This window comes from Curtobacterium sp. A7_M15 (assembly GCF_030705415.1).
GTDB lineage: Bacteria > Actinomycetota > Actinomycetes > Actinomycetales > Microbacteriaceae > Curtobacterium.
On the sequence record NZ_JAUZED010000109.1, the window covers coordinates 1 to 11,899 of the forward strand.

Consider the following 11,899-nt stretch of genomic DNA (forward strand, 5'->3'; position numbering starts at 1 on the left):
CCCGTCCGGTGGTCGGAACGACCGCGATCACGCGCCCTCGAGCTCCTCCGGAACGCTCGCTTCGGTCCCCGGGATCCCGAGGTCGGACGCGCGCTTGTCGGCCATCGCGAGGAGGCGACGGATCCGACCGGCGATGGCGTCCTTCGTCATCGGCGGGTCCGCGTGCTGCCCGAGCTCGTCCAGCGACGCGTCGCGGTGCTGCAGGCGCAGCGAGCCGGCGTACTTGAGGTGGTCGGGGACCTCGTCGCCGAGGATCTCGAGCGCGCGCTCGACCCGCGCGCAGGCGGCGACGGCGGCCTGCGCGGACCGACGGAGGTTCGCGTCGTCGAAGTTGACGAGGCGGTTGGCGGTGGCGCGGACCTCGCGGCGCTGGCGCATCTCCTCCCAGTCGGCGGTCGTGCGGGCGGCACCCATGACCGTCAGCATCTGGCCGATGGCCTCGCCGTCGCGGATGACCACACGGTGCACGCCGCGGACCTCGCGGCCCTTCGCTGCGATGCCGAGCCGCGAGGCGGCCCCGACGAGCGCCATCGCGGCCTCGTTGCCGGGGCAGGTGACCTCGAGCGCCGCGGCACGACCCGGGTCGGTCAGGGTGCCGGCGGCGAGGAAGGCACCACGCCAGATCGCGGCGAGGTCCTCACGGTTGCCGGTGGTGAGGCGGTTCGGCAGCCCGCGCACCGGACGACGACGCGCGTCCATGAGGCCGGTCTGCCGGGCGAGGGTCTCTCCCGCCTCGAGCACACGTACCAGGTACCGGGTGCCGCGACGGGCGGACGCGGACGACCCCACCGACGCCTCGCTCCGCACGCCGTACAGCTCGGCGAGGTCCTTGCGCACACGGTGCACGATGATCCGGGTGTCGAGTTCGACCTCGACGGCGATCCGGCCCGAGATGACGTGCAGGCCACCCGCGAACCGCAGGATGGTCGCGAGTTCGGCAGCGCGGACCGTGTTCCGGTTCACGACGACCCTGGCCAGTTCGTCCTTGACCTCGGCAGTCAACGGCACAGCATCATTCCTAACGTTTCTTCTGGTGGGGTCCGCGTGCCCGGCGCACGTCGTGTGGAGCGGCCGGAGGGACGGTCACTCTCGGCCGAGGTCTCGGTTCTTCACACGCACGGCGACGTCGGACATCCCGCGGAGGAGGTTCGCCAACTCGGCGACGATGGCGACCGAGCGGTGCTTGCCGCCGGTACAGCCGATGGCGATCGTAGCGTGTCTTTTGTTCTCGCGCTGGTACCCCTCGAACACCGGCTCGAGGACGTCGGCGTAGCGCTCGACGAACGTCCGGGCTCCGGGCTGTGCGAGGACGTAGTCGGAGACGGGTCGGTCGAGGCCCGTGTGCGGGCGGAGTTCCGGCACCCAGTAGGGGTTCGGCAGGAACCGCACGTCGGCCACCATGTCGGCGTCGGCGGGCAGTCCGTACTTGAACCCGAAGCTCATCAGCGTGACCTGGACACCCGTGAAGTGGTCGTCGGCGAACTGCTCGGTCACGGCGTTCGCGAGTTGGTGGATGTTCAGGTCGGAGGTGTCGATGACGAAGTCCGACGCCTCGCGCAGTGCCGCGAGCCGACTGCGTTCGCGGCCGATGCCGTCCAGGAGCGTGTCCTCGCCCTGGAGCGGGTGGGGTCGTCGGACCTGCTCGAAGCGCCGCACGAGGACCGCGTCGGTCGCTTCGAGGAACAGCACCCGGACCCGGGCCGAGGCGGTCTTCCGGACCTGCTCGACCGCCTGCTCGGGGTCGGTGAAGAACCGGCCGCCGCGGACGTCGACCACCGTGGCGATCTTCGGGATCTTCTCACCGGCGCGGTCTGCGAGTTCGGTGAGCGGCGCGAGCATCTGCGTGGGCAGGTTGTCGACGACGTACCAACCCAGGTCCTCGAGCGCCTTCCCCACCGTCGAGCGACCCGCCCCGGACATGCCGGTGACGATGAGGATGTCGTGCTGCTGCGGCGAACGTGTCGGCGCTGGGACGCTGTCGGTCATCTGGGAGTGGTCTCCGTCGTGGCGGCCCGGGCGCGTCGCCCGGGGAGGTCTCGGCTGCGGGACAAGGGTATCGCCCGGACGCCGGGCTGGGGGTGCGTCATCCGCTCGGGTGCGGTCCGTTGGTCGGTCGGCCGGTCGGTCGGCCGTTCGGACGGTCGTTCGGTCGTTCGGTCGTTCGGGAGGCGCGGGCGTGCGTCATGCAGGCAGGTGCGGGCCGTCGCCGGTCACCTCTGGGACCCGCGCCGGGCCCGCAGGAACGGTCGCGTCGACCTCCGGTGCACTGGCCGGCGTCCCGGCCCCGGCCGCCTCTGGTGCGCTGGCCGGCGTCTGGGCGAGCTTCGCGACCACGGCCGCAGCCGTGGCCGGGCCGACGCCGTTCACCTCGCCGATCTCCTCCGCCGTCGCCTCGCGCAGCCGCGCCACCGACCCGAAGTGCTTCAGCAGCGCGTTCACCCGGGTCGGTCCGAGGCCCGGGATCTCGGACAGCCGCGACCGGACGTCCCGCTTCCGCCGCGTCCGCTGGTGCGTGATCGCGAACCGGTGTGCTTCGTCGCGGATGCGCTGGATGAGGAACAGTGCCTCGGAGTTGCGCGGCAGGATCACCGGGAAGTCGTCGTCCGGCAGCCAGAGCTCCTCGAGCCGCTTCGCGATGCCGACGAGCGCGATGTCCCGCACGCCGGCTTCGTCCATCGCGCGCTTCGCGGCCTGCACCTGCGGCTGTCCGCCGTCCACGATGAGCAGCTGCGGACGGTAGGCGAAGCGCTTGGTCGGCTTGGAGCCCTCGACCACCTCGTCACTCGTGACGTCCGGCACGTCCGGGAGCTCGGCGTCCTCGTCGAGACGCGCGAGCCGGCGGGACAGCACCTGGTACATGCTGTCGGTGTCGTCGGTGGTCTCGGCGATCGTGTACCGCCGGTACTGGTCCTTGCGGGGCAGCCCGTCCTCGAACACGACCATCGACGCGACGACGTTCGTCCCCTGCAGGTGCGAGATGTCGTAGCACTCCATCCGCAGGGGTGCCTCGGTCATGCCCAGCGCGTCCTGGATGTCCGCCAGGGCCGCGGACCGGGTCGTGTAGTCGGCCGACCGCTTCGTCTTGTAGAGCATGAGCGCCTGAGCGGCGTTCTGTGCGGCGGTGCGTGCGAGTCCGGCCCGGTCGCCGCGCTGCGCGGTGCTGAGCTTGGTCCCCCGGCCGCCACGACGCTCGCTGAGCCACTGCTGCAGCGCCTCGGCGTCCTCGGGCAGCTCCGGGACGACGACCTCTCGCGGGGGCTCCTCGCCGGTCGCGTACTGCCCCTGCACGATCTGCTCGATGAGGTCGCCCGTCGAGATGTCGAGCTCCTTGTCGACGACCCAGCCGCGCACACCGCGGATCCGGCCGCCGCGCACCGAGAACAGCTGCACGGCCGCGGCGAGCTCGTCCTCGGAGATGCCGAAGAGGTCGAGGTCGACCGAGTCGCGGAGCACGACCGCGGACTTCTCCAGCACGGCCTCGAGCGCGCCGACCTGGTCGCGGTACTTCGCGGCCTGCTCGTACTGCATCGCGTCGGCCGAGGCGGCCATGCGCTGCCGCAGCTCGGTGATCACCCGGCGGTCGTAGCTCGACATGAAGCGCACGAACTCCTCGACCAGCGCACGGTGCTCGGCGATCGTGACCTTCTGGGAGCACGGCCCGCCGCACTTCCCGATCTGCCCCGGGAAGCACGGCTTACCGGTCTGCATCGCCTTCTTGTAGGACGAGTCCGAACAGGTGCGGATCGGGAACACCTTGATCATCAGGTCGATCGTGTCGTGCACGGCCCAGATCTTCGGGTAGGGCCCGAAGTACTTCGCGCCCTTGATCTTGCGGTTGCGGGTGACCATCACCCGGGGCGACTCCTCGCCCAGGGTGATCGCCATGTAGGGGTAGGACTTGTCGTCCCGGAACTTGACGTTGAACGGCGGATCGAACTCCTTGATCCACGTGTACTCGAGCTGCAGCGCCTCGATCTCGGAGCCGACCGTCGTCCACTCGACGCTCCGCGCCGTGAGGACCATGCGCCGCGTCCGCTCGTGCAGCGTCGGCAGCGGTGCGAAGTAGTTGCTCAACCGTGCGCGGAGGTTCTTCGCCTTGCCCACGTAGAGCACCCGTCCGGCTTCGTCACGCCAACGGTAGACGCCCGGATCGGTCGGGATCTCCCCCGCCTTCGGCCGCCACGGAACGGTGTCCGCCACCTACCGAGCACCCGCCTTCTGCTTCGCCTTCGGCCGCTTCTGGGTGGCCGTGCGTGCGCCGACCGCCTGTTCCTTGCCCACTCGCGCGTCCTGCGCGTCGAAGATCTCCTTGAGGAACACCCCGGTGTGACTCTCGGGCACGTTCGCCACGTGCTCGGGCGTCCCCGTTGCGAGCACCGTCCCGCCGCCGGACCCGCCCTCGGGACCCATGTCGATCAGCCAGTCCGCCGACTTGATGACGTCGAGGTTGTGCTCGATCGTGATGACCGTGTTGCCCTTGTCGACCAAGCTCTGCAGCACGAGGAGCAGCTTCCGGACGTCCTCGAAGTGCAGACCGGTGGTCGGCTCGTCGAGGACGTAGACCGTCCGGCCGTTCGACCGGCGCTGGAGCTCGGTGGCGAGCTTGACGCGCTGCGCCTCGCCACCGGAGAGGGTCGTCGCGCTCTGCCCGAGCCGGACGTAGCCGAGGCCGACGTCGACGAGGGTCGCCATGTACCGGTGGATCGCGGAGATCGGCTCGAAGAACTCGGCTGCCTCGCTGATCGGCATGTCGAGGACCTCGGAGATGTCCTTGCCCTTGTAGTGCACCTGCAGGGTCTCGCGGTTGTACCGCGCACCGCCGCAGACCTCGCACGCGACGTACACGTCGGGGAGGAAGTTCATCTCGATCTTGATCGTGCCGTCGCCGGAGCAGTTCTCGCAGCGACCGCCCTTGACGTTGAAGCTGAAGCGCCCCGGCTGGTAACCGCGCGCCTTCGCCTCGGGCGTCTCGGCGAAGAGCTGGCGGATCCGGTCGAACACGCCGGTGTAGGTCGCGGGGTTCGACCGCGGGGTCCGCCCGATCGGTGCCTGGTCGACGTGCACGACCTTGTCGAGCTGGTCGAGCCCCTTCACGCGGGTGTGCTTGCCCGCGATGTGCCGTGCACCGTTGAGCTGGTTCGCGAGCACCTTGTAGAGGATGTCGTTGACGAGCGTCGACTTGCCCGATCCGCTCACCCCGGTGACCGCGGTGAACACCCCGAGCGGGAAGTCCGCGTCGATCGACTTCAGGTTGTTTGCCCGCGCACCCTGCACACTGATCGTGCGCTTGAGGTTGACCTTGCGACGCTCCGCCGGGACTTCGATGGCACGGCGACCCGCGAGGTAGTCGCCCGTGATCGAGTCGTGGTTCTCGATGATCTCCTCGTACGAGCCGGAGTGGACGACGTTGCCGCCGTTCACACCCGCCCCGGGGCCGATGTCGACGACCCAGTCCGCCGTGCGGATGGTGTCCTCGTCGTGCTCGACGACGATCAGGGTGTTGCCGAGGTCCTTGAGCTTCACCAGGGTGTCGATCAACCGCCGGTTGTCGCGCTGGTGCAGCCCGATGCTCGGCTCGTCGAGGACGTACAGCACGCCCGTCAGGCCGGAGCCGATCTGGGTCGCCAGTCGGATGCGCTGCGCCTCGCCGCCGGACAACCCGCCGGCTCCACGGGCCAGCGTCAGGTAGTTCAGACCGACCTCGAGCAGGAACTCGAGCCGCGCCCGGATCTCGCGCAGGACGGCGGCCGCGATGTGTGCCTCACGCTCGGTGAGGGTGAGGCTCTCCATGAAGCCGTAGGCGTTGTCGAGGGACATCTCGGTCACGTCGGCGATGCTCCGGCCGTCGACCGTCACCGCGAGGACCTCGGGCTTGAGGCGCGTGCCGTCGCAGACCGGGCACGGGACCTCGCGCAGGTAGCCCTGGAAGCGCTGCCGCTGCGAGTCCGACTCGGCTTCGGCGAACTTGCGCTCGATGTAGGGCATCACGCCCTCGAACCCGCTGGTGTAGCGCATCTCACGGCCGAACCGGTTGCGCCAGGACACCGACACCTGGAAGTCCTTGCCGGTGAGGATCGCCGCCTGCACCGAGGCGTCGAGCCGGTTCCACGGGGTGTCCAGGTCGAACCCGAGGTCCTTGCCGAGGCCCGCGAGGAGCTTCTCGAAGTAGGAGTAGAGCCCGCTCGTGCCCGTCCAGGGCAGCAGGACGCCGTCGCGGAGGGACGCCTCGGGGTCGCCGAGCACGAGGTCCGGATCGACGGACATGCGGGTACCGAGACCGGAGCACTCGGGGCACGCACCGAACGGCGCGTTGAACGAGAACGTGCGGGGCTCGATCTCAGTGAGCGCGAGCGGGTGGTTGTTCGGGCAGGAGAGGTTCTCGGAGTAGGTCCGGACCGCACCGGGGCCCTCGGCGTCGACGAGGTCGATCGCGACGGTGCCGTCGGTCAGGCGCAGTGCCGTCTCGAGCGAGTCGGTGAGGCGGCCGAGGATGTCCTCGTTCGCGACGAGCCGGTCGACGATGACCGAGATGTCGTGCTTGACCTGCTTCTTGAGCTTGGGCGGGTCGCTGAGCTGGATGCGCTCGCCGTCCACGATCGCACGGGCGTAGCCGGACGCCGCGAGCTCTTGGAAGAGGTCGACGAACTCGCCCTTCTTCTTCGAGATGACGGGCGCGAGCACCTGGAACCGCGTGCCCGACTCGAACTCCATGAGCTGATCGGCGATCTGCTGCACGCTCTGCTTGCTGATCACCTCGCCGCAGACCGGGCAGTGCGGAACGCCGATGCGCGCCCAGAGCAGACGCATGTAGTCGTAGACCTCGGTGATGGTGCCGACGGTCGAGCGGGGGTTGCGGTTCGTCGACTTCTGGTCGATCGACACGGCGGGCGACAGCCCCTCGATGAAGTCGACGTCCGGGCGGTCGACCTGCCCGAGGAACTGGCGCGCGTACGCCGACAGTGACTCGACGTAGCGGCGCTGCCCCTCGGCGAAGATCGTGTCGAACGCCAGCGAGGACTTGCCGGATCCGGACAGCCCCGTGAACACGACGAGCGAGTCGCGTGGGATCTCGAGGTCGACGTCGCGCAGGTTGTGCACACGGGCCCCGCGCACGCTGAGCGTGGAGGTGCTGTGCGGTGCCGTGCCGCCGGGGAGGTGGAGGTCTACGGGCTCGCCGAAGGCGTTCCGGCCCGACGTCGAGGTTCCGCGGTCAGAGGTGATGGTCATCGTCGTCGATTCTACGAAGCGGCACCGACATTCGGCCGCGAAGGACGGTCAGACGAGTGCGTCGAGAGCGAACGCGACCCCTGCGGCGCGCTCGCTCGCCTCCCAGAGTCGGGCGGCCTCGGCACGGTCGTGCGCCCGCGGCTGGGCGGGGACGACCGCTGCCGGACCCCGGAGCTGCATCCAGCCGGACGGTCCCCAGTACTCACCGGAGCGGACGTCGTCGGCGACCGCAGCGTGCACGAGCGGTTCGGCACCGGCGTCCTTGCCCTGGGCGTAGAACCGCTGCGCCGGACGGGTCCACGCCGGCTCCGGACGGGACGAGGTGATGTCAGGCCGATCGGGCGACAGCAGGTCGAGCGAGAAGCCCGGGTGGGCGACGACGCTCGAGACCGCCGATCCCGCGTCGGCCAGACGCTCGGCGAGCTCGAAGCCGAAGAGCATGACCGCGAGCTTGCTCCGTCCGTACTGGCGGTAGCTCGAGTAGTGGGCGGCACCGAGCGGGTCCGCAGCGTCGAGGCGCGCCCAGCGGTGCGCGATGGACCCGAGGTGCACCACCCGTCCCGCGCGACGGTCGAGCAGCGGGAGCGTCAGCGCCGTCCAGGCGAAGTGCCCGAGGTGGTTCGTGCCGATCTGCAGCTCGGTGCCCTGGGCCGTCCGCTGCATCGTGCCCGCCCCGACGACGCCGGCGTTGTTCACGATCGCGTCGACACCGTCGGGCTGCAGGGCTGCGAGCTCGTCGGCGGCCGCGCGCACGCTGTCGAGGTCGGCGAGGTCGAGGTGCACGTGGGCGAGGTCGGCGCCGTCCACGTGCCGCCGGATGCTCCGTTCGGCGGCCGCGGCGCGCGCGGGGTCCCGGGTGGCGAGCACGACGCGGTGTCCGGCTGCGGCGAGATGCTCGGCCGCGAAGTACCCGAGGCCGGCACTCGCCCCCGTGACGACCACCGTGCGCCCGGACGAGTCGCCGGCCGCGCTCGAGCCGCCGTCAGCTGACATGGCCCGCGGACTCCATCTGGCGCAGCGCCTTCTTGAGGTCCTGCACCTCGTCGCGCAGTCGTGCCGCGAGTTCGAACTTCAGCTCGGCCGCCGCCTGCAGCATCTGCTCGTTGAGGTCGCCGATGGTCGCCTCGAGCTGCATCGCCCCCTCGCCCGCGATCCCCCCGCGCTTGAGGTTCGGCGTCGGCGAGCGACGGCCGTCCGCTGCCGGGCGTCCCTCGAGCAGTGCCTTGGTGTCGTCGTTCTCCCGCGCCAGGATCTCGGTGATGTCGGCGATCTTCTTGCGCAGGGGCTGCGGGTCGATGCCGCGCTCGAGGTTGTACGCGACCTGCTTCTCGCGGCGCCGGTCGGTCTCCTCGATCGCGGTCTTCATCGAGTCGGTCACCTTGTCGGCGTACATCAGCACCTGACCCGACACGTTGCGCGCCGCGCGACCGATCGTCTGGATGAGCGACGTCGACGAGCGGAGGAAGCCTTCCTTGTCGGCGTCGAGGATCGCCACGAGCGACACCTCGGGCAGGTCGAGCCCTTCGCGCAGCAGGTTGATGCCGACGAGCACGTCGTAGACGCCCTGGCGCAGCTCGGTCAACAGCTCGACGCGCTTGAGGGTGTCGACGTCGGAGTGCAGGTACCGGACGCGGACGCCCGCGTTGCCAAGGAAGTCGGTCAGCTCTTCGGCCATTCGCTTGGTCAACGTCGTGACGAGGACACGCTCGTCCTTCTCGACGCGCTGCTTGATCTCCTCGAGCAGGTCGTCGATCTGTCCGTCACTGGGCTTCACGACGATCTCGGGGTCGACCAGACCCGTCGGGCGGATGATCTGCTCGACGACGCTGTCGGTCACGCCGAGTTCGTACCGGCCGGGGGTCGCCGACAGGTAGACCTTCTGACCGGAGCGCTCGAGGAACTCTTCCCACGTGAGCGGTCGGTTGTCGAGGGCGCTCGGCAGGCGGAACCCGTGCTCGACCAGGGTGCGCTTGCGGGAGGCGTCGCCTTCGTACATCGCGCCGATCTGCGGCACGGTGACGTGCGACTCGTCGATCACGATGAGGAGGTCGTCGGGGAAGAAGTCGAGCAGGCAGTGCGGCGGTTCCCCGGCGGCACGGCCGTCCATGTGGCGCGAGTAGTTCTCGATGCCGGAGCAGAACCCGATCTGCTCCATCATCTCGATGTCGAACGTCGTCCGCATCCGGAGTCGCTGGGCCTCGAGCAGCTTGCCCTGTCCCTCGAGCTCGGTCAGACGCTCGGCGAGCTCGTCCTTGATGGTGGCGATCGCACGGTGCATGACCTCGGTGTCGGCGACGTAGTGCGACGCCGGGAAGATCGACACGGCGGGCATGTCCTCGATCACGTTGCCGGTGAGCGGGTGCAGGTAGGACAGGGCCTCGACCTCGTCACCGAACATCTCGATGCGGATCGCGTGCTCTTCGTACATCGGGATGATCTCGAGCGTGTCGCCGCGCACCCGGAAGGTCCCGCGCGCGAAGTCGACGTCGTTGCGCTGGTACTGCATCGCGACGAACTTGCGGACGAGCTGGTCGCGGGAGATCGTCTGGCCGACGTGCAGCGCGACCGAGGCGTTCATGTACTGCTCCGGCGTGCCCAGGCCGTAGATGCAGGACACCGTCGAGACCACCACGACGTCGCGGCGGCTGAGCAGCGAGTTCGTCGTCGAGTGGCGGAGCCGCTCGACCTCGGCGTTGACCGAGGAGTCCTTCTCGATGAAGGTGTCCGTCTGCGGGACGTACGCCTCGGGCTGGTAGTAGTCGTAGTACGACACGAAGTACTCGACCGCGTTGTTCGGCAGCAGGCCCCGGAACTCGTTCGCGAGCTGCGCCGCGAGGGTCTTGTTGTGCGCGAGCACGAGCGTCGGCCGCTGCACCTGCTCGATGAGCCACGCGGTCGTCGCCGACTTGCCCGTACCGGTCGCACCGAGGAGCACGACGTCGGTCTCACCGGCGTTGATGCGGCCGGCCAGCTCGGCGATCGCCGCGGGCTGGTCGCCGCTCGGCGAGTACTCGCTGACGACCTCGAACGGGCGCACCGCGCGCGTGGGCTCGATTGACACTGCCATGTCGTCAACGGTAGTCGGTACCCCTGACACCGGAGCCGTCTGCTCGCCCTCGGCGTATCGTCCACGCCAGGCAGGCTCCAAGACCGCTGATAGGGACGATGCATAGCCTCCGATCCGTTCAGCAACCCGACTCGCTCCCACTCCCCCGAAGAGGCCCCCAATGACGACGGCGACCCCCGCCGCACCGACGAAGGGCACACCGTTCCGCGGCCGCATCCGCGGACGAGTGCTCATCCTGCTGTGCTGCATGTACGCGATCTCGTACATCGACCGCACCAACATCTCCACGGCGCTCCCCCACATCACCGAGGACTTCGGCTTCAACGAGACGACCGCCGGCCTCATCGTCTCGGCCTTCGCCCTCCCCTACGCCCTGCTGCAGGTCTTCGGCGGCACCATCGCCGAGAAGTTCGGTCCCCGGAAGGCCCTGTTCGTCATCACCGTGCTCTGGGGCGTGGCGACCCTCTGGACCGGGTTCTCGGTCGGCTTCTGGACGCTCTTCGCCGCCCGCGCACTGCTCGGCCTGAGCGAGGCGGCGGCGTTCCCCGCCGCCACGCAGGCGATGAGCCGTTGGATCCCCCGCGACCGCAACGGTTTCGCACAGGGCGTCGTGCACTCGGCGGCACGGCTCGGCAACGCCCTCGCGCCGCTCCTCGTCGCCTGGGTCATCGGTGCGACCGGGAGCTGGCGGTGGGCGTTCTTCGCCACCGCCGTGCTGTCCATCGCCTGGGCCGTCGTCTGGTTCGTCTGGTTCCGGGACAAGCCCGAGGACACCAAGGGCATGCAGCAGGTCGAGCTCGACGAGCTCCCGCCCGTCGAGACCCGCGCGACCCGGCCGCCCGTCCCGTGGCGCACGCTCGCCCGACAGATCTTCCCGGTGACCTTCGTCGACTTCGGCTACGGCTGGGTGCTCTGGGTGTTCCTCACCTGGATCCCGACCTTCCTCAGCGACACCTACGGCCTGCCGATCAGCCAGTTCGCCCTCTTCACCACCCTCGTGCTCCTCGCCGGGGTGGTCGGTGACACCGTCGGCGGCATGCTCAGCGACCGGATCATCCACCGCGGGGGCGACAGCCGGAACGCCCGCAGGGTGGTCCTCGTCATCGGCCTGGGCGGCTCCCTCGTCTGCCTCGTCCCCCTGGTGATCGGACAGGGCCTGGTCGTCGCGACGATCTCGCTCGCCCTCTCGTTCTTCTTCCTCGAGCTCTGCAACGCCAACCTCTGGGCCATCCCGATGGACGTCGCCCCGCAGTGGTCCGGTACCGCGTCCGGCTTCATGAACACCGGCTTCGGCATCGCGGGTGTGGTGTCGCCGATCGTGTTCGGTGCGCTGATCGACGCCTCCGGCTGGCAGCTGCCCTTCGCCCTCTCGTGCGCGCTGCTCGCCGCCGCTGCCGTGGTGGCATGGTGCATGAAGCCGAAGCGGCTGACGATGACGGACGGCGTGCTCGAGATCGGCGTCCCGAAGGCGGAGCAGCCGACCGCCTGATCCGCGCGACCCGCGCGGTGGCGGACGGGAGGCGCGGTACCAGCCCGACCCGCGCCTCCCGTCCAACGCCCTCACCGCGCGAACGCGCCCCGCTGCGGTCGTTGCGCCCCGACTCC

7 protein-coding genes are annotated in these 11,899 nt (G+C 69.6%); 1 reads left to right on the forward strand and 6 read right to left on the reverse strand.

Annotation, left to right across the window (positions count from 1 at the left end):
- Window positions 1–27: 27 nt before the first annotated feature.
- The 6 genes from whiA to uvrB all read right to left on the reverse strand — a co-directional run bounded on the left by whiA (window position 28) and on the right by uvrB (window position 10,282).
- Window positions 28–1,008 (reverse strand): DNA-binding protein WhiA, encoded by a 981-nt coding sequence (whiA, locus tag Q7F20_RS15445; protein WP_305740957.1) that lies wholly within the window; start codon window positions 1,006–1,008, stop codon window positions 28–30.
- A 75-nt stretch (window positions 1,009–1,083) separates the two neighbouring features.
- Window positions 1,084–1,986: an RNase adapter RapZ gene (gene rapZ, locus Q7F20_RS15450; RefSeq protein WP_305740958.1), complete on the reverse strand. Its 903-nt coding sequence runs from the start codon at window positions 1,984–1,986 to the stop codon at window positions 1,084–1,086.
- Window positions 1,987–2,181: 195 nt separating this feature from the next.
- The gene (uvrC, locus tag Q7F20_RS15455) at window positions 2,182–4,200 is read right to left on the reverse strand and encodes an excinuclease ABC subunit UvrC (RefSeq protein WP_305740959.1); all 2,019 of its coding nucleotides are present in this window, start codon (window positions 4,198–4,200) and stop codon (window positions 2,182–2,184) included.
- Complete coding sequence (gene uvrA / locus Q7F20_RS15460) at window positions 4,201–7,227, reverse strand: excinuclease ABC subunit UvrA (protein ID WP_305740960.1); 3,027 nt, start codon at window positions 7,225–7,227, stop codon at window positions 4,201–4,203.
- Between the two features lie 48 nt (window positions 7,228–7,275).
- Entirely contained in the window at window positions 7,276–8,220 is a 945-nt protein-coding gene (locus tag Q7F20_RS15465) for an SDR family NAD(P)-dependent oxidoreductase (protein ID WP_305740961.1), read from the reverse strand.
- Window positions 8,210–10,282, reverse strand: a complete 2,073-nt coding sequence (gene uvrB / locus Q7F20_RS15470; protein WP_305740963.1) for an excinuclease ABC subunit UvrB — start codon at window positions 10,280–10,282, stop codon at window positions 8,210–8,212. Before uvrB ends, Q7F20_RS15465 begins: the two co-directional genes overlap by 11 nt.
- A 172-nt stretch (window positions 10,283–10,454) precedes the next feature.
- Here uvrB and Q7F20_RS15475 point away from each other — a divergent pair, with 172 nt between their 5' ends.
- Window positions 10,455–11,783 (forward strand): MFS transporter, encoded by a 1,329-nt coding sequence (locus tag Q7F20_RS15475; protein WP_305740962.1) that lies wholly within the window; start codon window positions 10,455–10,457, stop codon window positions 11,781–11,783.
- The last annotated feature ends 116 nt before the right edge of the window (window positions 11,784–11,899 follow it).